Below are 20,923 nucleotides of genomic sequence, written 5' to 3' on the forward strand. Positions count from 1 at the left end.
TGACGGCTTTTAAGACAGTTTCCATTTTCTTGTTTTATGTGTCGGTTTTTGGGGAGTAAGGTACTAAACAGTTACAGACAGAGGGTTGCCAAATAATGAGAATCAACCTGAATAGTTACAAAATAAATATACCTGATTACCCCTAACCCTCAGCTCAAGGCCAGAAAATACTGAGTTTCAGGGGTAACCAGAAAAAAATAGGTGATTGGGTAATTGCCAACCCCGGCATCATGAGGGCTGAAGCGTCGTTTCCCGTCCGTGCCGTGGCGCGCCACTACTGCCGGCGTGTATCAGAGAAGACCCAAAACGGTTCCTGATTTCATCCATCGCCCCCAAAATTTTCTCATCTCCTTTATTTTTTGGAGATTCCGCAGGAAATAAAGAAAGCTGCGGTGATTGACGATGCAGCCGGTCACAGACAAGATAACAGCTTCGTATCCGTGTCCGCCGCCTCCAGGCGCGCTGCAGGGCAAGCATGGCCATATCCCTGAGGACAAAATCACTGGAGGTACCGACCCGCCGCGACGCCTGGCGAATAACCGCGGCACCATCGGAGTAAATGATTCTGATCCCGAGACGCCGTGCCTCCCGCCTGGTGGAACGCAGCTCGCTTCCCGCCTCGGCGGCCATGCGGCCGACCACATTCCGCACCTCTTCTCTGTCGTTGGTGTCATCGCCAAAATGATGTTCATGACTGACGGAGACCGCCTGTTTAACTCCCCCGGCAACCATCTCCCGGCTGACTCCGCGACTGGTCTCGTAGAAGAATTCGCCGCGGCGGCCGAAGGGCACCATCAATTCCTGCCTGCTCAGCCGGGCAATCTCCCCTATTCTGGTGATATTGAATTCACGAAGCCTGCGCATTTCCACCGCACTGACTCCCGGCAGCAGAAAGACGGAGAGCGGCGCCAGGAATTCTTCCTCTTCGCCGCATGCAACAATATATTCTCCCACCGGTTTGACCAGACGGGAGGCCACTTTGGCGACAAGCTTGTTGGATGACAGGGTCCAGATAGGATCAACCCCCAGGTCGCGGCACACCTCCTTGCGCACCTTCCAGCCGATATCCGGAGCAGGACCGAACAGTCGGTGGGTTCCGGTCACATCGACAAAAAGATGACCGTCAGCCGGACCGTATTCGATCAGCGGGGAAAATCGTTTGGCTCTTTTCAGAAAATCACGCATGGCCCGCTGGTAGAGACCCACTTTCGGCGGCAGAATCTCGGCAGCTCGGCATATCCTGGTCGCCTGAAATAGCGGCATTCCTTTGCGCACTCCCTCCTGAAAAGCCTCTTCGCTCATATCATAAACCACCGCTCTGGCGGCTTGCAGCGGCGCGATGATAAGAGGCTTGCCGCGCAGAGAGATGTCGACAACCCTTTCCACGGCCACGGCAAAATCAGCCACATTGAAATGAAGTATGGATCGTTCGCGCTGCATCTTGTTCTAGGAGTCTCTTAGTATGCGCTGCAGTTCCCCGGCGTTTCTCGGTGCCTGAGCCCGCACGTGGTTATTGAAGAAAATCATACCCTTTGAAGTCTTTTCCGACATGGTGCGAATGCCTCCCCTTGCCCACTCCTGCAGCTCAGCCGTCGAATAGTCATAATCGAACTTCTTCTGCATATTGCTGGATCTCCAGCCGCTCCGGTTGCGCCCATGGAAACGCAGATAAAAAAAATCCGTACTGGTAACGATATCAAGAGGCGGGAACAGCCCCGGCAAAGGCGGAGCATCGACGGCAACCAGAGCGATATTGCGTCGTTCAAGTTCGGCAAAGACCTGATCGACGGCCCAGGAGGCATGACGAAACTCCACCGCCAGCGGCAATCCCTGCAGCCCGTCAAGCAGCTTTGCCAGGTAATAGCGATTCTGTTCAGTCCTGTTGAAATTTGGCGGTAGCTGGATAAGCACGGCGGCCAGACGATCGCCCAGCGGCTCGATTCCCCGGCGATACAATTGCAGCTGGGTATCCCGGTCTTCCCGGCGCTCATGGGTCAGGGTTCTGGTCAGCTTTGCCGCAAAACGAAAATCAGCGGGCACCTTGACCGCCATCCGGGCAACGGCTTCGGCCCGGGGCATCTGGTACCAGGTATAGTTGAGTTCCACCACGGGAAAGAACCGCATATACAGGCCGAGCATATCGGCGGTCCTGGTACCTGGGGGATAAAAACCGCTGTCGCTCCATTCGGTATACGAATAGCCGGAGGTGCCGATCAGCAGTGGGCAACCGGTGCTGCCGACCACTGGTTTGCTCAGCGCAGAGAGCCCAAACATCATGGCTCCCGGTTCAGCTGTGGCAGTCATCATCGATTGCTTCCTCCGATATCATCAATGGTATCACGGATAACACCCACAACCTTTCCCTGGACAAGCAATTCTCCGAACTGATAGTGCATGGTCCTGTACGCCGTGTTTTCCGGGCGCATTTCAATATGATCGTTTTTCAGGAAAAAACGTTTCACCGTCGCCTCCTCTCCATGGATCAACGCCGCGACGATCTCGCCGTTTTCCGCATACTGCCTCGCCTCGCAGATCACCAGATCACCATCGAGGATACCGGCATCCTGCATGGAATCCCCGGTAATGCGCAGACAGAAAAGATTGTCGCCGCGAAACCGGTTGCCGTCGACCACAACGGTGCCCTCCCATTCCTGCTGAGCATACATAGGCAGACCGGCGGTAATCTGGCCGATAACGGGAAGCTCACGTACCCGCTGCCCCTGGTCTCCGCCGACTGTACCATCCCGCAGACGAAGAGTGCGGCTATAGTGGCCGTCGCGCTCCAGCAGACCCTTTTTTTCAAGCTGCTGTATCATCTGGGCCACGGCGGTATGGCTTACACCCATCTCAAGCGCGGCCTCTCTCAGACTCGGCGCCCCTCCATTCTCGGTTATCTTCTTTTTAAGATAACTGAAAAAATGCTCCTGTTTCTCGGTCAGTTCCATATGCTCTCCAGCTTAATGTATATGTACATTTTCCTAATAATATCATTTCAAGGATTATTGTCAATTTACATTTATAAATGTCAAGCGCTTCCGGCAACAGTATATGTCAGGCTCTACAGATGAACCCATTGATTCGCAAATGGATTTTTTCTGCTGATCGGTACAGGAAAAAAAATCAGGAATGAAATGCTGGTGATTAAACATGCAGGAGGGGGAGCCAGCTTGAAGGACGTGTGTTACTGGCAGGTTTGATATAGGTAGTTATACCAGAGACCTGCCAGGAACCTGCAAATGCGGAAGAGCGGACTTTCTCGATCGGATGCTTATGGCGACGCTATCGAAATTACGATCTACGCCCACCCTTGCCGCCACCACCGCGGCCCCGACCGCCGCCGGTACCGTCACGACGGCCTTTTCCACCACCACGCCCGAGTCCTCTGCCGGGTTGTTCCTGATTGGGATTCTTCCGAAAAGAGTCCTTTTTATTGTCCTGCTGGGTCGTTCCGCTTCCGCCCTTTCTGTTCCTGTCTTCCTGTTGCATTTTGCTGCCCTCCTTGAAAATGGCATGGTTGCCGACCAATCATTTTGTACATTTGCCCATAATGTAGTGATTAAACTTTTTCATGCAACTACTATTATGCCAACCACCAATTCAGGAAAATGCCAGGGAATCCCCATAATCCTTCCGAATCGGATCGTTTATTCCTGCAAGACAGGACCGCAGGCGGCAATCATAGCAGCTCCGCCTTTGCTCTTCTCTTCAATCCATGAACTGGCGCAGACATTCAACGCAAGACTTCTCTACAGATCCGAACGGCACGTTTTTTGCTTTTACAGAATAAAGATACCTGATTACCCCTGATCCTCAGCTCCAGACCGAAATGCTGAGTTTCAGGGGGAATCAGATAAAGAATCTCGTAAAAGTCATCGAAGTTGCCGAGATGGGCTCTGCGATAAGCACCCGTGCGGACATAAACTCCGACTTCGAGAAAGCTCGATATACTCCTACACAGCGGAGGGATGCCCATGCAGACACGGGAGCCGGTATCGGCTTTAAGCGAAGCAAAAGATATCTTCAATCAGCTGCAGAGGGAACTTCCGGCCATTTTCCTCGACTATGACGGCACCCTCACGCCGATTGTCGACGATCCAACCGAAGCAAGACTTGATGATACAACCAGAGAGGTGCTGCAGAGGCTGGCCAAACATATGTTCGTCGCCATCATCAGCGGCAGGGGGATTGAAGATGTCCGGGAGATGGCCGGGATCGACAACCTCACCTATGCCGGCAGCCATGGCTTTGAGATCAGCGACGGCAGCGGCTATTTTGATGAGGATGACCGCAAAGAGCAGTTTCTTTCCACCCTGAAGAAAGCGGAAGAGGATCTCGAGACTGCAACAAAGGATATACCAGGCGTTCAAATCGAGAGAAAACCTTTTGCCATTGCCGTTCATTACCGAGGCGCCGCAGAAAAAGCTATTGCCGACGCCGAGAAACAGGTCAACACAATTATTGACCAACATGACGAACTGAAAAAGACTTCCGGCAAGAAAATCTTTGAGCTGCGCCCGGATGTGGACTGGGACAAAGGCAAAGCGCTGCAGACAATGCTCAGTCGCTTTCATGTCGATTGCTCCAGGATAACACCGTTATATATAGGTGACGACACTACCGACGAGGACGCTTTTCGCTGTATCGGCAACAGCGGCATCACTATCCTGGTCAGCGATCATCCCCGCCCCACCCGAGCCCGCTACATCCTGCGTGATCCAACGGAGGTAACCTCCTTTCTGGAAAGACTGGCCGAAATAGCCGACAGAGCGACAACCAAGGGAATCTGGTCGCTGACCTATGAAGGTTATGATCCCGAAAGCGAAAAACTGCGCGAGGCTCTCTGTACCCTCGGCAACGGCTTTTTCGCCAGCCGCGGCGCAAGCCTGCAGTCATCCGCCGACGAAAAACATTATCCGGGAAGCTATATCGCCGGCTGCTATAACCGTCTGCAAAGCAAAGTTGCCGGAAAGATTATCGAAAACGAAAGTCTCGTCAATATTCCCAACTGGCTCCCCCTTAGCTTCCGCCTTGACGAGGGTCCCTGGTTTGACTGCGATACCATCAAGCCGGCTGACTATCATCAGGAGCTTGACATGGCCTCCGGCATTTTAAACAGGACCATCCGCTTCGTCGATGAGCAGCAGAGAGAGGTTCACCTGAGGGAGCGCCGGTTCGTCAATATGGACATACCTCATCTTGCCGGACTTGAAACCGTAATCACCATAAAAAACTGGTCGGGCACCATCCACTTGCGCACTGCTCTGGACGGCGGAGTGGCTAATACGCTGGTCGCCCGCTATAGAGATCTTAACAACAACCATTTGAGAACAGTTGAACAGGGCATCGATGAAGATGGTGAGATCATCTGGCTGCAATCGGAAACCAGGCAATCGCATATCCGCATTGCCGAGGCGGCACGTACCCGGTTCTTCCTCGATGAGGAGCTTATAACTGAAGCAGAACGACGCCCCCTGCGCGAATCCGATTATATAGGCCAGGAAGTAACCCTTTCGATCAAGGCCGGAGAAGAATTGCGCCTTGAAAAAATAGTCGCCGTTTTTTGTTCAAGGGACCGCGCCATCTCCGAAAGTCTTGACGAAGCACGGCTGCGAATCGCCCATGCCCCAGGCTTCGGGGTCCTGCTCAAGGCTCATCAGCGGGCCTGGCGCCATCTCTGGCAGCGTTGTGGTTTTGATCTGCAGGCATCGCATCCGAGAATCTCCCAGATCCTCAACCTCCATGTTTTTCACATGCTGCAGACCGTATCGGTGCATTCCATCGATCTTGATGCCGGCATTCCTCCACGGGGACTGCATGGCGAAGCATACCGCGGCCTGATCATGTGGGATGAATTATTCGTCTTTCCCTTTTTTAACCTGCGTATTCCCGATCTTACCCGGGCATTCCTCAGATACCGCTACAAGAGGCTGCCACAAGCCAGGCTGGCGGCTGCAGAGGCGGGCTTTAACGGCGCCATGTTCCCATGGCAGAGCGGCAGCAACGGCCGGGAAGAAGCACAGACACTGCATCTCAACCCGCAATCGGGCCGCTGGATTCCCGATAATACCCAACTGCAGCGCCATATCAATATCGCCGTGGCCTACAATGTCTGGCTCTATTATCAGGTAACCGATGACCGTGATTTCATGTCATACTACGGTGCCGAAATGATAATCGAAATAGCCAGATTCTGGGCAAGCCTTACCAGCTATAACGACTCAGTTCAACGCTATGAAATCCACGGAGTTATGGGTCCCGACGAATTCCACACCGCTTATCCGGACTCCACCGAGTCCGGACTGACCAATAACGCCTACACCAATGTCATGGTGGCCTGGCTGTTCTGCAGGGCATTGGAGGTTTTTAAGATGCTGCCGGAAGAACGCAGGCAGTCGACGCGGGAAAATCTCTCTTTAGATGATAAGGAAATTGCGCTTTGGGAGGATATCAGCCGCAAAATGCGGATCGCTTTTCATGATGACGGCATCATCAGCCAGTTCGAAGGATACGATCAACTCGAGGAGTTTGACTGGGAGAGATATAAAAACAAATATGGCGATATTCACCGCCTCGACCGCATCCTCGAGGCGGAAAACGACAGCACCAACCGCTATAAACTTTCCAAACAGGCCGACGTACTCATGCTCTTCTTTCTGCTTTCCGCGGATGAACTGGGCCAGCTCTTCAAACGCCTGGGATATTCCCTGGAGTACGAGAGTATTCCTAAAAACATCGACTATTATCTCAAACGCACTTCACACGGATCAACGCTCAGCCGGGTTGTTCACGCCTGGGTACTGGCCAGATCCAGACGTGAACAATCCTGGCACCTCTTTTGCGATGCCCTGAAAAGCGATGTCTCGGATATTCAGGGGGGTACCACCCACGAAGGCATTCACCTTGGAGCCATGGCAGGAACTGTGGATCTGATGCAGCGCTGCTACACCGGTCTGGAAACACGCCAGGACATCCTCTGGTTTAACCCGGCCCTGCCCGATGAGGTGCAAAGCATGGCTTTTAATATCCTTTATCGCCGGCATTGGCTGCGGGTGACAATCCATCGGGAAAGCATTACCATCAACAGCAGACAGGGACGGACTGCCCCTCCCATTAAAGTAGGGGTGCGGGATACTCTTCATGAACTGCAGCCCGGATGCTCCATTGAACTGGGGCTGAAACGATAGGATTCTCGCTGCTATTTATTTTGCCTCGGCCTCGAGGGCGCAGGCGATACAGGTCAACACGCTGGGATCAAAGCGCAGGCGGCCCTCACTGATTTCCTCTTCGCAAACAACACAGTATCCATACTTCTGGGATTCAATACGTTTAAGAGCCGACTCGATGCGCTGCCGCTCGAGATCCGTCAGCCGGGCCGTCGCCTTATCCATAGCCTGTTGCTGCATGGCGTCCATACGCGACAGGCGCCCCATTCGCGTCTGATCGAGCTCAAGCGGAGTGTCTTCTTTTTTTGCCTGCCTGGCCGCCATTATTTCCGCCAAGCGTTCAATAAGACGCTTTGTATAATACTCTAAATCAATATTGCCATGCATGTTCCATCCTCTTATATTTTTGTCGGGACTACGCTCCGGCGCAGTATCGCACGATAATCGGAGATTCTATGGTCATCGCTAACCAGGCGGTTGATTAAACCTAAAGACCACTGCGCTTTGCTTTTTTTTGAAAAGTATGGTGTGCCGGTTGAGTCTGAATATATAAGCCAAAAAAAAAGTGAACCGGAACAAACCTGCTCTGTGATTATGCCTTAGCTGTACCGGCGACTACTTTCTCTTTTGCCAGTTCATTTTTAACCGCCAGAGCAATATCTTCAAAAAGATAGGGCTTCCTGATATAACTTCCCGCGCCAAGACGGAGGGCCTCTTTTACCTGTTCAGTTTCGGAATAACCGGTGGTGATTACGGCTCTCTGGCCGGGGTGAATCTGCAGAATACGTCTATACGTTTCCAGCCCGTTCATTCCGCCGTCCATCAGCATGTCAAGAAGAAGCAGATCTACGGAATGTTGATTCAGAAAATCGATGGCCTTTTCGCCGCTCGGCACAGTTATGACATTATAGCCCATCCGGCCGAACATCATCGATGCTAAATCGCGCTGTTCCGTCATATCGTCTATAACCAGAATACTTTCCCCCCTGCCGTGGTAATCATTCTTAGTCAGCTCCAGCTGCTCCTGCAGGAGTACTCTTCTCGTCACCGGAAAATACAGACTGAAGGTGGTTCCTTCGCCGGGAACCGTCTGCAGGTCAATATAACCTTCATGATCCTCGACAGCCCCCCAGACAACAGCCATGCCAAGGCCGGTGCCACTTCTTCCCATTACCTTGGTGGTAAAGAAAGGCTCATAAATACGGTCCTGATCCTCCGGGCTGATGCCTGCGCCGGTATCGCCTATAACCAGAACAACATATTCGCCCACACCTATCTTTTCCGTCCTGGGATCCTCATCATCTATAATTGTCACTGCTGTGGCGATTGAAACATATCCGGATTCCTGGATGGCTTCGACAGCATTGATTACCAGATTCATGATGGTTTTAGAGAGATGCAGAGAGGAGCCGAGAATATTGACCAGCCCCGGCTGCAGATCGACCTTTATTTCGACATGAGGGTTATCACGGATTAGTTGCCGATGCTCGGGGCTCTCAAGATATCGGTTGACGACGTTGTTGAGATTGATCACTTCATTGACCACGACACCTCGACGTGCCAGGGTAAGAAGATCCTGAACAATGGCGGAGGCCTTCAATCCCGTATCTTTAATGATCTGCAGAGGAACCTTGAGACTGCTGTCGTCCGGATACTGCACAAGGAGCAAGTCCGGATAACTGACGATACCGGATAGAATGTTGTTGAGATCATGGGCAATGCCGCCGGCAAGGGTAGCGATAGACTCCATTTTCTGTGCTTTTCTCAGTTGTGATCTGGTCTCATCGCTCTTCAGCTCGAGCTCCTTTTTTTCAGTAATGTCAAAGGCAATCTGAAATTTGACGCTGCGGCCGTTAACCCACCTGATGATCCGATCATGATGGACATACCAGTTCCCGTTCACGGGATTTCTGCCCTCCCAGGTCAGCACCTTCGTCGGAATTTCACAGGGGGAAGGAGGTTGCATGCTTTGGCATCTCCTGCAGGGTTCGGTATTATCATATACCACCTTATGGCATTTCCCGCCGATCCTGTTGCCTCCGAAAGATTCAGACATACACGCATTCATGAAGAGGATCTCCCGGGTCTCTATATCACTTACGTATATTGTTGCCTGAATAGAGTTCAAAACCGTAAGCAAGGTGCTGTGAGACTCCTGCAGGGCTTTTTCCGCCTGAGCACGAGCAGAAATATCGCGGACCACATTCAGAATTACCACCTGGTTTCTCAAGACGATCTTTCGAGCATGACACTCTACAGAAAGATGTTTCCCCGCAGAATCCATAATTTCTGTCTCGAAGACAAGCTGTTCTTTTTCTGTCTGCAGAGTCTCCAGCTTTCTTTGCAGCATGTTTTTCTGCACGGGGAGCACGAGGTCGTAGAGATTTTTCCGGGTTAGCTCGGCAAAAGGGTAACCGAGTTTATCAAGTGCTACTTTATTGACATCAATCATTGATCCATGGAGATCATTGATAAAGACCATATCGGCCACGCCTTCAAAAAGATCCTGATAGCGTTCCATTTCACGCGCCTGGCGGATATGATCAAGCATGGAAAAGAGCGAAACTCTCAAACGATTGAACTCGTAGATGCGTGAAGTCGCCAAGGTATTTGAAATATCGTTTTCACCTGAGGTTATCTTATGAGCGAACCTGGTAAGCTGCCGCAAGGGCTCAACAAGTTTTCTGCTAAGAAAAATTGAGGTCAGCAGGGTCAGCAGGATGACAATAATGGCGGGAAACAGCACGGCATTGAGGACGCGATTCTTGGCGGCCCTGAGATTTCGCAGATTACCGAAAAAATAAACCCCGTCAAACTCAGCTCTTTTTGAGACGGCAAAATCCTCACCATTGAGGGTAATGTAGTCCAGAGAGTTGTCGTGATAGAAAGAGGCGGGAAAGGTAAGGGAGGAAGAAAGCTTTCTTCCGGAGAGAAGATCCCAGACCTCACCTTTGTCAAAATAAACCAGCTTATCGGCATATTTTCCTTCCTTGCCGAAAAGTGACTGAAGATGCTCGTCCTTGCTTATCTGGTAGGTGGCCGCGGCCACTCCAACCTGTTCCTGCTGTCTTCTTATCGGCACGCTCTGGATTAACTGGAATCCACCATTTTCGATAGTATTGACCAAAACAGGCTCGGATGTTTGCACCGGAAAGACTTTTTCAATCTGTCTGCCATCGATCCAGACTTCAGAAGGAGTAAAAAAGGAACCTGAAGCCGCATCCTTAATAATAAAATGTAGGTCGGGAATATTGTTATAGACGGTATGGAGATGCTGGGACAACTGTCGATGGGCTCCCAGCATAAGCGTGACGCGAACGGTATTATCATGCGCCAGCGCATTCAGCCTGTTGCTGAGTCTGTTTATGCGGTTTTGAAAGACCTGCCCCGCCTCCCCGCCTTTCGCCTGTATACCTTCCTCAAACTCACTGTTCAGGCTCTTATTGAGGGTGAAGTAAAGAATTCCCGATACCGCTGTGACTGAAACAATAACGAGCAGAACAATAACAACCGTCAGATACCCGGCTAGAGGATAAGCCGGAACGGGCACGTCGAGCGGTTCATCTACATCCTCACTTGCTGAATACTTCATCTGCCGCCAAAAGGATATCTGCAGGAATTTTCAGCCCCAGCTGCTCTGCACGTTTAAGGTTGAAAACAAGGGCGACTCGGGGAGCATCTTCAATAGGAAGACTGCCGGGCTCGGCTCCACTGAGAACAGCCGCCGCTTTTTTGCCGGCCAGCTCTCCCATGGAGAAAAAATCCACGGTGGCGCCGCCGAAAAGCCCCAGTTTGATGAAGGCGTAATTTAATCCTATGGTGGGCTTGTGCGCATGCAGAAGCGTGTGGTTTATAATTTCCGGTGCGGTGTAAACCCGGCCTTTTTTATCCTTAAGCAGCAGCGTACCGAGGTACAGGGCACCAAATTCGGCTGAGTCGTTAAATTGGGCAAGGGTGCTGACGAACTCCTCCCAGGAATTCATCATCTGCAACTCCACCGCCGGAACCGGTATATTACTTTCTTCGTTGAGCTCAAGTTCCACCTGTTGCTGTATGGCTTTACCGGTAGGCGACATGTCGCCCAGAAAGAGAACGCTGTTCATCTCATGCAGAGAGGATAGGACGCGTATGGCTTCGCGGATATAAAGCTTCTCATACACTCCGGTAATATTGTTCCCCGGTATTGAGCGATCAGCCATGAACTCCTTTTGCCGATCATAATTTTCAGGCTGATTGTTCATGCCTGAAAAAATATAGGGAGTGGAAGTGCCGGAAGCTGGCAGCGCCACGGCACGAAAGGCATTATCATCAAGGGTTAGGACAACATCGGGCTGAAAAGCGGCAATTTCCTCCACTGCCAGATTTGCCTGCTCGGCAATAAGTTCCGGAGTATTGTTGTTCTTTTTGGTATCCATATAATACGTTGCGACCTCAAGGTTTTCCCCCTGTTTCCAGCCGGCATCGTTCAACGCCTTAATTGCGCCATCATGCTGTGGCTGACCGCATATATGATCTTTTTCGTAACTGTGGACAATGAAGAGCTTTTTAACATCCGCAGCCATTCCAGAAGAGGAGCCACAGACAATGGCGAGAGAACACGCCATGCTGAAAAATCTCTTACACAACTTCACCATAAACCACCTCATTGCTTGATTAATGCCTTACCCCGACAAATGCCACGATACGAAAAAGAAACGAAAAATGAATTCCAATCTGTGATTTGTCTCTGGAGGAGCTGCGACTGAGTTTGATCGACCCTAAGTCTTTTTCGATGCGCATTTTGCTCATATTGCAACAAACATACTCGCCGAATGACAACATATTCATTCAAACATGCAATGACTTACTCTGTCCGGGCAGCAACAAATCAACCCACTGAGGTTACAGTACCGCAACCTGCATTACAATGGTGAAATCTAAAAATTTGAAGGAGAAAAATGAAGTAGGAAATCAAGGGAATATTGGTGGGAGATGAAATTTCTTATTGATTACCAATCAAAATCAGCCAAAAAATGTTTGTATATTATTGTATTCAAAGGAAAATACACCTATATTATCATTCCAGGTTTGATAACGATATGACGACAAATACAATGTTTTTGCCATATCTTCAAGCCTGCCGGCATGACAGCTGAATAGCATTGGTAATCAGTAATGTGTATGTGGTTAATTTCTGGAAAATATGACGATCTGTGTGGCAATGTTACTTCAGTGCCTCCAGAATCTCATCGGTGACATCCCTGCCGCCGACAATCAAGGAATTGGCATCGAAAATATAATCATAGCCCTTTTCATCTGCTATTTTCTGCAGATCCTTTTTCATTTCCTTGAGAGCCTCTTCCTGCAATTGTTCGCCTCTCTGTTGCATCTGCTGCTGCATCTGCTGCTGGGCCATCATCTGTTCCTCTTCGGCCATACCCTGCAACTCCTCCTGCATCCCCTGGATTTCCGTTCCAAACTCTTCCTGGGCTTTGAGGAAAGCAGGGTGCACTTCGATAATTTTCCCGATATCAACGAAAACAATATTTTTGGGGTCGTTTTTTTCGGCAGCCACCTGACCAACTGGGTACATCAGCATGGTGACCATAAAAAAAATGGCTACAATACCGGCCGCCCGGAAAGAAACTTCCCTGCTGCTCTTTATTTTTTCATACATTCTTTAACCCTCCCCTTCAATTTTTCAAAAAAAAGAGCCGCGAAGACAAACGGTTAACCCTCGCATTCTGTTGAGTGTTTCAGCTGCGCACTCAGACATTCTGCGAGCCTGCCAATACTTCACGACCCTACCTTTGACGCCTGATGTTATATTAAGAGTTTAAGCATCACATCATGTAATTGTCAAATCAGACGCTGCAAACCGCCATTGATACTGCTTCATTTTCACCAGGCGGCTCAAAATTTCTACTTTGAGTTTTTGTGTTGCGGCGATGAGCGCTGCTGCATGGCAGTATCGCTTGGCGTGGCATTGGTTATTGCATTTTTTTCCTGATTCCCCCTGATCCTCAGCTCAAGGTCGGGACTGCACTTTTTACGGGTCTCTGCAGCCCGGACGGCTGCAGCGAAGCCCCCATGGACGGGTGTATGGCGTCCCGGATGAAAAGAGCAGTCCCGGCCTGGGCCATGTGGTGCTGAGTTTCAAGGGTGATCAGATTTTTTTTTAACCGATTTCAGCTCGATATGGTAAAAGATACATACCCCCCACGAAACAACTGAGAGGATTTTTATGAAAGTGACACTGCCTTTAGCAAATGGAGACCACTACCAACTCAGTCCCAGCAAAATAGTGGCTCTGGGTCTTAATTACCTTGAGCATATCAAAGAAAGCCAGTCTGTTGATGTCCGTAATTTTACAGAGGAGGTGCCGACAGAGCCGGTTTTGTTCCCCAAGACTCCGAATGTTCTCATCGGGCCGGGAGAAACAATCATTCTGCCTTCTTTTGTGCGGGATTATGGCTTTACAGACTGCCGTACCGATCATGAGGCGGAACTCGCCATAATCATCAAAGACAGGGTGAAAAATCTGCCTCCAGAACAGGCTCTGCAGCACGTCCTGGGCTTTACCTGCTTTAATGATATCAGCCAGAGAAACCTGCAGAAAGGCGATAAAGCCGGATGGTTTCGCGGAAAATCACTCGACACCTTCGGACCCATCGGCCCGGTAATTGTACCGCCCGAGGCGATCGGCGATCCACAAAATCTTGCTATCCGCTGCCGCCTCAACGGCAAAACTGTTCAGGATTCCAATACCCGTCATATGATTTTTCCGATTCCTGAGATAATATCTTTCGTCTCGAAGAATTTCACCCTCGAACCCGGTGATATTATCATCACCGGCACTCCGAGTGGTGTTGGACCGTTGAAAGATGGAGATACGGTGGAGGTTGAGATTGAGAACATAGGTACGCTGAGCAACCCGGTGAAAGAAGAAAGATAAGGTTGGCGCAGCACACAAGAGGCATTAAAATAGCGTGAGAAGGAGGATACGTTTTCTCACATCAAGGAGGCACAATGAGCACGAAAGCGATTTTCGAAGCGGTGGATCTCGGCAACCGCATGGAGCACGTCTTCGTGACCACCACAAACGGCAATGGCCTGCCCCACCTGGCTGCCGCCGGCATCATCCGTTACATTAGCGAAGACCATATTAGCGTTGAAGCATGGTTTTGTCCAGCCACGATTCAAAATCTTGGCGACAACCCCCTTATTTCAGTGGTCGCCTGGGATCCTGCGACTGATATCGGACATCAAATTCTCGGAGAAGTTGAAAAAGTCGAGGAGATCGCCATGATGGATGGTTTCACTGGGGATCTTGAGAGCGAAGAACAGCTGCCTCAGTCCGAGAGCAGGCTGATTATCCGCGTCGACCAGGTACTCGCCTTCAGCCATGCCCCCCACAGCGATACCGTGGAATGAGCTGATATCTCAATCTGGAAAAGAGATTGTCCATGCTTTTGGAGTGAAGACCGCAGGTCATAAGCCGATACCGCTGCGGGTTTCCGCCACCTGCACGCCGCGCCGTTCTATCAGACTACCCTCGGCCAGATAGAGCTGTACCAGGGCGATGCGGTAATTGACCACGGCCTCTACCTCGGCTATTTGAGTCCGGAGCAGATCACGCTGGGCTTGAGCAACCAGAAGGGCGGTGCTGCTCCCTACTTCAAATCGCTCCTCTTCCGCCTTCAGGGTCTGCTCCTGAAAGATACGGGTTGCCCTGCTCGCCTCGATCTGCCGGCGGAGCCGCTCCACCTCGTTAATAGCCAGGTAGACATCCAACTGAACTATCTGGCGAAGATTCTCAATTGCCTCTACGGCCTGTCTGCGCTGAGCAAAAGCGGCCAGATTGGCTCCCTCGGCAGCACGGTTGCCCAGAAAATGACTCAGACGCAATCCGGCAGTGAAAGCATAGGAGTCGCCGACCACGTCGCTAAAGGAATCGCCAAATGATTCGCCATACCCGTTTTTCCCCAAAGTCATGAAAAGTTCGAGCCGGGGCAGAAGTCCATTGCGCGTCATAATCGTCTCCAGGCGATTGCGGTGCAGCCTCAGCCTGGCTTCACCAAGATCGGGGCGGATCTGCTCCGCCAACTTCAGGCGGTCCTCTGTGTTGTCAATCGGCCGGGGCGATACCCCTGGATCAGTTATGGCTATGATCCTGCTGTTGCGGGCATTGTCAAGGCGGGGGCTGATCAGGCGAAGCAGACGGAGGCGACGATCCTCCAGAAGGCTTTCGGCATTGATCAGGGCCTGCACCCGCAAGGCTTCTTCCGCTCTGGCGGCAGCTGCCTCGAATTCAGGCAGGAATCCCACTTCGATGCTCAACTCGATCTCTTCTCGCTGCTTGCGGGCAACCTCGAGTGACTGCTCAAATATGTCAATCTCCTTGCGCGCCAGAACATACTGCCAGTAAGCAGTTTCAGTATCGGCAAGAAGGATGTTGATAAACCCCTTCAACTCTTCAATGCTCGCCATTGTGTCAATTTCAGCCTGACGTATACTGACCAGATTGACCGACGACCCGAAACCGCGCAGCAGAGACTGGGTTACGCTGAGCTCGGCCCGTGCCTCCTGCTCCTCATCGTCCTCATCAAAAACTGTGGTTTCCCGACCGACCAAAGCCTCGAGCGTAGTCCCGGAGGGCAGGATCTGCCTTACTCCGGCGGCAAATTGGGTTTCCCTGGTAGAATCATCCCGCCGCACAATGGTACCCCCCCGGTCGCTGTCTCTTTTTTCCCGGAAATACCGGAGTTCGGCAAAGAGTTCGGGGTCATAGACTCCACGCTCGATCAATTCGAAAGTTCCGGCAATCACCGGTGAGAGCTGATTGACCTGCAGGTCGCTGTTGTGGCGAAGAGCCAGCATGACTGCCTGCTCCACCGCAAGCTCTTGCGGAATATCGCTTTCTGATTTCTCCATGATCGGCTCCCCGCGGATCTGCAGCTGGGTGGGAATAAGTGCCGGATCATCGGCTTTTTCAAAGACAGGCTGCTCCATCGTATCGGCAAAAATCGGTAGACGCTCAACGGAGGCACAACCGGCGGTAACCATCGCCAATAATCCACCACAGAAGATCATTACAAACCCATAATGATACTCTCGTAAAAATATATCGAAGCCTCCGAGAGGGACTCTGGAAAAAGCTCGATATACTAGGCGCAGTGCCTGAAACGGCGACTTGGCTGAACATGTGGTACGGCAAATTGCCGTTTCAGAACTACAACGACGTTGATCGAGCTTCTTACAAGTCCATCGATGATCAAATATCTTCATGCAGTAGCTTCCCTTTTTTCGGGATGACAAAGTGAATAGACTGCCGGAATCAGAACCAGGGTTATCAGGGCCGAACCGCCCAATCCGCCTACTACCGCACGCGCCAGTGGAGCCTGGGCATCTGCGCCCTCTCCTACTCCCAGAGCAAGAGGGGTCAGGGCCAGAATGGTTGTCAATGAAGTCATCAAAATAGGGCGCAGACGTCTCCTTCCGGCCTCGGCTACGGCCTCGTTGACCTTCATACCGTCGCTACGGAGTTTTCCTGTCTGATCGACCAGGAGAATGGCGTTGTTGACCACAATGCCGCCAAGCATGATGCATCCTATATAGGACTGTAGATTCAAGGTGGTCCCGGTGAGAAAGAGAATCAACAGAACCCCCACCGCGGCAACCGGAACGGAGGCCATCACCACAAACGGATCGCGCAGGGATTCATATTGACAGGCCAGCACCATATAGACAAGGAGCAGGGCAAGCAAGAGCGAGGTCATCAAATCCCTAAAAGCCTTTTGCTGTTCTTCGAAATTGCCGGCCACCATGAGATCATAACCGACAGGACGGGGAATCCGTTCAATCACAGCCTGGACATCTTCGGCAACAGATCCCAGATCCCTGCCCGCCACATTGGCCTGGACCGTGACTATCCTCTGCTGGTCCTTCCTGTTGATCAAGATAGGTCCCAATCCGGAACTGTCCCGCACCAGATTACGCAAGGATACCTGATCACCCGAAGCCGTAGTCAGAGTCAGGTCGAGAATTTCATCCAGGGAGCGATTTTCGGCATCTTCAAGCTGCACGAAAATACGGTACGAATTGCCTTCAGCGCGATACTCTCCGGCCTTGCTGCCGGCAATCGAGGTTTCCAGAACTGTGACGACATCCCGCACACTAAGACCGAGATCGGCAGCTTTGTCGCGGTCGACACGAATTTCCTGCTGCGGTAAGCCGGCTTCCTTGCTCGTTTCAATATCGGTGATTCCCGGAATATCCTCGATCAGTAAGGCTGTCCTTGCAGCCAGCATATCCAGAGTCGGCAGGTCAAATCCTCGAATCTCAATAGTAATCCCCTCGATACCTCCAAGTATTCTCTCCAGCAGAAACTGTCCCTGAGGAGCACGGGTTCGAATGGTCATGCCGGGAATTCTGCCATCTAGTTTCTGCCGCAGATCTTCTGCAATCTCGGTATTGGAACGGTCCCGCTCGGACGCAGGAACCAGTGACAGGCGAATATTGGCCTTGACGGCATCGCCTGGCCTCCAGCCGGAAGCGCCCATGCGAATTACCCGTGAAACAGCCTCGGGCACGGCGGCATAGACAATTTCCTCCATTTTTCTGGCCTGTTGATCAATCACCCCAAGGCGGGTTCCTATCGCCATCTCGCCGCTGACTCTCACTTCGCCCTCGTCACTGGGAGGCAGAAACTCACTCCCGATAAAGGGGAGGAGCAGCAGACTGGCACCAAGCAATGTCAGCGCCATAAAGACGGTAAGCAGGCGATGGCGCAGAACTCTGAGCAACAGACTGCGATAGCCGATATCCAGGTTTTTGAAAAGCTCATCCGCCCGTGTCATCAGTGACCTGATGCGGGGAGAGTGGTTTTTGCCCCTCTGTCCGGGAGCCTCGAGAAGCCTGGAGGCCAGCATCGGCAGAAGAGTCAGCGAAACCAGCAGCGAACAGATCAGAGCAAAGACAATCACGTAGGAGAGTTCCTGAAAAAGGATCCCGGCCACACCACGCACAAACACCAGAGGTAGAAAGATAACCAGAGTAGTGATGGTCGCCGCAACGATGGCCGGTCCCACCTCGCGGGCTCCGTTCACCGCGGCTATCCGAGGACTTTCATGGTCTTCTTCGCGGCGCCTGAAAATATTTTCGAGAACCACCACGGAGCTGTCAACCATCATGCCGACCCCCAGTGCCAGACCGCCGAGGGTCATCATATTCAGGGTAAAACCGCCGAAATAAATGAGGGCGAAGGTGGCTATCACCGAAATAGGAATAGCCAGTGATATCACTACCGTCGAGCGAATATTGCGCAGAAAAAAGAGAAGTACCAGAACGGAGAGCCCGCCGCCGTAGAGGACCGAACGGGCCACATTGGCAATCGACCGTTCGATAAAATTGCCCTGGTTGATAATGGGCACAACACTGATCTGAGGAAAAGCCCTGTTGACTTCGTCTATCTCTTCGAGCACGGCATTGGCTACTTCCACCGTATTGGCATCAGCCTGCTTGCGGATACCGACATGCAGACCCCGCTGCCCGTTTACCCGGACAATGCGCGTCGGTTTCTCATAGGTGTCCAATACCTTGGCAATCTGCCCCAAAGTTACCGCGGCACCCTCCTGGCGAAAGATAATGGTGTTACGGATCTGGTCAAGAGAGGTAAATTCTGCGGGTGCCCGCAGAGTGAGCTCGTACCTTCCCCGGACAATTTTGCCGGTGGGCAGATCGATATTGGCATTGCGAATGGCCTGCAGCACCTGGTTTAGCGGCAGTCTCAGAGCTTTGATGCGGTCGGGATCAAGCTCGACGCGGACCTCGCGGTTAAAACCGCCGAAAAGATCGACCTGGGCAACCCCCGGCACCCTGCCGAAGCGGTAGCGCACCTGGTTCTCGACCAGCTCCGTCAATTCCACCGGATCAAGATTGCTGGAAATGCCCAGGATGACCACGGGAAAGCCGGCTATATCCCACTTGCTTACCCGGGGGCGGCCGACATCGTCCGGCAGCTCATTGATTTCATCCTCCAGCTTGGCCTGCACATCAAGGGCGGCCATGTCGACATCGGTTCCCCAGCTGAAGGTGACACGCACGGTACTGCTGCCTTCGGACGACTGCGAGGTCATCTCCACAACACCTGGAACAGTTCCGACAATCTCTTCTATAATCTGGGTTACCAGGCGCTCCATTACTTCCGGGCTGGCTCCGTCATAATTGGTTCGTATCGAAATGGTCGGCAGTTCGATGCTGGGGAGCAGATCGATCTTCAGGCGGTCCAGGGAAAATAGACCCATAATGATCACAATCAGGGTGATCATTGTCGTAAAAACAGGACGGCGAACACTGAAGCCGGGAAGATTCATTGTATCGCCTTTTCCGTAGAACCGTTGGTAACCGATATTTCATCGGGAATGGTAATTTGCGAACCGTCATTAAGCAGCTGCTGGCCCAGGGTAACCACGCGTCCGGTGAGCTGATCACCGACAATCTGAACAGCGTCGCCCTCACGAATGCCCGTATCGACCGGCTTCCAACTGACCGAGCGACCATCTTCACTCACCAGAAAGATTCCGCTTCGATCATCACGCTTGGCCAAAGCCTCTTCGGGTACCAAAGTAGCCTCTGCTATTTGCTCAAGAACTACTGTGGCCCGGATAAACATTCCCGGTTTCAGGCGCAGCTGATCATTGTCAACAACCAGTTCAACCCGCGCCTGACGAGTCGCCTCTTTAAAAACCGGGGCGATACGTTCTATGGTTCCTGAAAATTTTTCACCGGGATAGGCATCGGTTACCAGAGAGACACCGAGGCCTGGCTGCATTCTCGCGTAATCATGTTCTGTTACAAAAATCACACCGATAATGGGATCGATCTCAACAATGCGAAGCAGAGGGGTGTTCGCCGAAACCGTTGCTCCCTCGTCGACGAAACGCTCCGCGACTACCCGTCTGTCGGCGCCTCCACTCCATCCTGCCGTAATCCTGGTATACCCCAGCCGGATATTGGCCGTCGCCACCTGTGATTCGGCCCGGGTTACATTCGCCTCAGCCACTTCGCGTTTTGCCCGCTTGGCAAGATGAGCCGCTTTGGCCGAATCAAGCTGAGTCTCGGAGGCGACTCCCCGCTTCCGCAGGGTCTCCACCCTTTCCAGCTCACGACCGGCAATCTCCGCCTCACTGCGGGCCTCGGAGAGATTGGCCTGGGCCACGGCAAGATCTGCCCGGGCGAGGGCTACTGCCTGAATATATTCATCGTTCTCCAACTCGGCTACCACCTGGCCGCGCCCAACGAAATCGGCAAGATTGACACTCAACCGTTCCAAGCGGCCACCTACCTTTGGGGCCACCACAAATTCCGCTCGGGGTTCAAGAGCCCCGCTGAATGTTCGACGCAGCTGGATGGAATCATGAGTTATGGCTGCAACCTCTACGGGAATCACACGATCTCCACTTTCCTTCTTCAGTGAATCACCGGACTCTTTGAAAAAGGGTCCATACATCCACAAGAGTCCGCCAATCCCGGCAAGCAGAAGTATGAAGAATGCGAGTTTGCTCAATGAATATTTCATTAATATCTTCCCAAGGAATATGTCTTACTCGAAGGTGTAGTAAAAATGACCAAATTACCACATCAGGATTGCTTTTCATATAAGATTCGGAAGTAGCGGAACGATGCTTTGACCTGAGAACACTTTTTCGGAATCGAGTATAATAATCGACAGAACGGCAGATCGGTTTTCCTTTGCAAGGCCGCAGGAATTTCTTTGGGGG

General features: G+C 51.8%; 14 protein-coding genes. 4 read left to right on the forward strand and 10 right to left on the reverse strand.

What is annotated here, in order from left to right:
• Positions 1-228: 228 nt before the first annotated feature.
• From JWG88_RS15060 to lexA, 3 genes are read right to left on the reverse strand one after another with little or no spacing between them, the layout of a single operon-like run.
• Positions 229-1,440: a DNA polymerase Y family protein gene (locus JWG88_RS15060; RefSeq protein WP_205234614.1), complete on the reverse strand. Its 1,212-nt coding sequence runs from the start codon at positions 1,438-1,440 to the stop codon at positions 229-231.
• A 6-nt stretch (positions 1,441-1,446) separates the two neighbouring features.
• The gene (locus JWG88_RS15065) at positions 1,447-2,307 is read right to left on the reverse strand and encodes a DUF72 domain-containing protein (RefSeq protein ID WP_240194483.1); all 861 of its coding nucleotides are present in this window, start codon (positions 2,305-2,307) and stop codon (positions 1,447-1,449) included.
• A complete protein-coding gene (lexA, locus tag JWG88_RS15070; protein ID WP_205234615.1) occupies positions 2,304-2,945 on the reverse strand; it encodes a transcriptional repressor LexA in 642 nt (213 codons plus the stop codon). The genes JWG88_RS15065 and lexA overlap by 4 nt, the downstream gene beginning before the upstream one ends.
• Positions 2,946-3,270: 325 nt before the next feature.
• Here lexA and JWG88_RS15075 point away from each other — a divergent pair, with 325 nt between their 5' ends.
• Complete coding sequence (locus JWG88_RS15075) at positions 3,271-3,807, forward strand: hypothetical protein (RefSeq protein ID WP_205234616.1); 537 nt, start codon at positions 3,271-3,273, stop codon at positions 3,805-3,807.
• A 164-nt stretch (positions 3,808-3,971) separates the two neighbouring features.
• Positions 3,972-7,184 carry a trehalose-phosphatase gene (gene otsB / locus JWG88_RS15080; protein WP_205234617.1) on the forward strand — a complete coding sequence of 1,071 codons (3,213 nt, stop codon included), beginning with the start codon at positions 3,972-3,974 and terminating at the stop codon, positions 7,182-7,184.
• A 15-nt stretch (positions 7,185-7,199) separates the two neighbouring features.
• Here otsB and JWG88_RS15085 read toward each other — a convergent pair whose 3' ends face one another.
• From JWG88_RS15085 to JWG88_RS15100, 4 genes are all read right to left on the reverse strand, one after another.
• Positions 7,200-7,550 (reverse strand): TraR/DksA family transcriptional regulator, encoded by a 351-nt coding sequence (locus tag JWG88_RS15085; RefSeq protein ID WP_205234618.1) that lies wholly within the window; start codon positions 7,548-7,550, stop codon positions 7,200-7,202.
• A 205-nt stretch (positions 7,551-7,755) separates the two neighbouring features.
• A complete protein-coding gene (locus JWG88_RS15090; protein WP_205234619.1) occupies positions 7,756-10,755 on the reverse strand; it encodes a response regulator in 3,000 nt (999 codons plus the stop codon).
• Positions 10,736-11,767 (reverse strand): ABC transporter substrate-binding protein, encoded by a 1,032-nt coding sequence (locus JWG88_RS15095; protein ID WP_205234620.1) that lies wholly within the window; start codon positions 11,765-11,767, stop codon positions 10,736-10,738. The genes JWG88_RS15090 and JWG88_RS15095 overlap by 20 nt, the downstream gene beginning before the upstream one ends.
• 599 nt (positions 11,768-12,366) lie before the next feature.
• Positions 12,367-12,819 carry an OmpH family outer membrane protein gene (locus JWG88_RS15100; RefSeq protein ID WP_205234621.1) on the reverse strand — a complete coding sequence of 151 codons (453 nt, stop codon included), beginning with the start codon at positions 12,817-12,819 and terminating at the stop codon, positions 12,367-12,369.
• 567 nt (positions 12,820-13,386) lie between these two features.
• On the opposite strand from JWG88_RS15100, the gene JWG88_RS15105 reads away from it, so the two are divergent.
• On the forward strand, positions 13,387-14,097 hold the full coding sequence (locus tag JWG88_RS15105; RefSeq protein ID WP_205234622.1) for a fumarylacetoacetate hydrolase family protein: 711 nt from the start codon (positions 13,387-13,389) through the stop codon (positions 14,095-14,097).
• 74 nt (positions 14,098-14,171) lie between these two features.
• Entirely contained in the window at positions 14,172-14,576 is a 405-nt protein-coding gene (locus JWG88_RS15110; protein ID WP_205234623.1) for a pyridoxamine 5'-phosphate oxidase family protein, read from the forward strand.
• A 57-nt stretch (positions 14,577-14,633) separates the two neighbouring features.
• On the opposite strand, the gene JWG88_RS15115 is transcribed toward JWG88_RS15110, so the two are convergent.
• From JWG88_RS15115 to JWG88_RS15125, 3 genes are all read right to left on the reverse strand, one after another.
• Positions 14,634-16,235, reverse strand: a complete 1,602-nt coding sequence (locus JWG88_RS15115; protein WP_205234624.1) for a TolC family protein — start codon at positions 16,233-16,235, stop codon at positions 14,634-14,636.
• Between the two features lie 191 nt (positions 16,236-16,426).
• Positions 16,427-19,516, reverse strand: a complete 3,090-nt coding sequence (locus tag JWG88_RS15120) for an efflux RND transporter permease subunit (protein ID WP_205234625.1) — start codon at positions 19,514-19,516, stop codon at positions 16,427-16,429.
• Entirely contained in the window at positions 19,513-20,721 is a 1,209-nt protein-coding gene (locus tag JWG88_RS15125) for an efflux RND transporter periplasmic adaptor subunit (protein WP_240194485.1), read from the reverse strand. Before JWG88_RS15125 ends, JWG88_RS15120 begins: the two co-directional genes overlap by 4 nt.
• Between the last annotated feature and the right edge of the window lie 202 nt (positions 20,722-20,923).

Origin of the sequence: Desulfopila inferna (assembly GCF_016919005.1) — a bacterium.
In the GTDB taxonomy this organism is placed as follows: Bacteria; Desulfobacterota; Desulfobulbia; order Desulfobulbales; family Desulfocapsaceae; genus Desulfopila_A; species Desulfopila_A inferna.

Bases quoted from the DNA above. Each gene is read 5' to 3' on its own strand.
- JWG88_RS15060 (WP_205234614.1), bottom strand. From the start codon at position 1,440: ATGCAGCGCGAACGATCCATACTTCATTTCAATGTGGCTGATTTTGCC.
- JWG88_RS15065 (WP_240194483.1), bottom strand. From the start codon at position 2,307: ATGATGACTGCCACAGCTGAACCGGGAGCCATGATGTTTGGGCTCTCT.
- lexA (WP_205234615.1), bottom strand. From the start codon at position 2,945: ATGGAACTGACCGAGAAACAGGAGCATTTTTTCAGTTATCTTAAAAAG.
- JWG88_RS15075 (WP_205234616.1), top strand. From the start codon at position 3,271: ATGGCGACGCTATCGAAATTACGATCTACGCCCACCCTTGCCGCCACC.
- otsB (WP_205234617.1), top strand. From the start codon at position 3,972: ATGCAGACACGGGAGCCGGTATCGGCTTTAAGCGAAGCAAAAGATATC.
- JWG88_RS15085 (WP_205234618.1), bottom strand. From the start codon at position 7,550: ATGCATGGCAATATTGATTTAGAGTATTATACAAAGCGTCTTATTGAA.
- JWG88_RS15090 (WP_205234619.1), bottom strand. From the start codon at position 10,755: ATGAAGTATTCAGCAAGTGAGGATGTAGATGAACCGCTCGACGTGCCC.
- JWG88_RS15095 (WP_205234620.1), bottom strand. From the start codon at position 11,767: ATGGCGTGTTCTCTCGCCATTGTCTGTGGCTCCTCTTCTGGAATGGCT.
- JWG88_RS15100 (WP_205234621.1), bottom strand. From the start codon at position 12,819: ATGTATGAAAAAATAAAGAGCAGCAGGGAAGTTTCTTTCCGGGCGGCC.
- JWG88_RS15105 (WP_205234622.1), top strand. From the start codon at position 13,387: ATGAAAGTGACACTGCCTTTAGCAAATGGAGACCACTACCAACTCAGT.
- JWG88_RS15110 (WP_205234623.1), top strand. From the start codon at position 14,172: ATGAGCACGAAAGCGATTTTCGAAGCGGTGGATCTCGGCAACCGCATG.
- JWG88_RS15115 (WP_205234624.1), bottom strand. From the start codon at position 16,235: ATGATCTTCTGTGGTGGATTATTGGCGATGGTTACCGCCGGTTGTGCC.
- JWG88_RS15120 (WP_205234625.1), bottom strand. From the start codon at position 19,516: ATGAATCTTCCCGGCTTCAGTGTTCGCCGTCCTGTTTTTACGACAATG.
- JWG88_RS15125 (WP_240194485.1), bottom strand. From the start codon at position 20,721: ATGAAATATTCATTGAGCAAACTCGCATTCTTCATACTTCTGCTTGCC.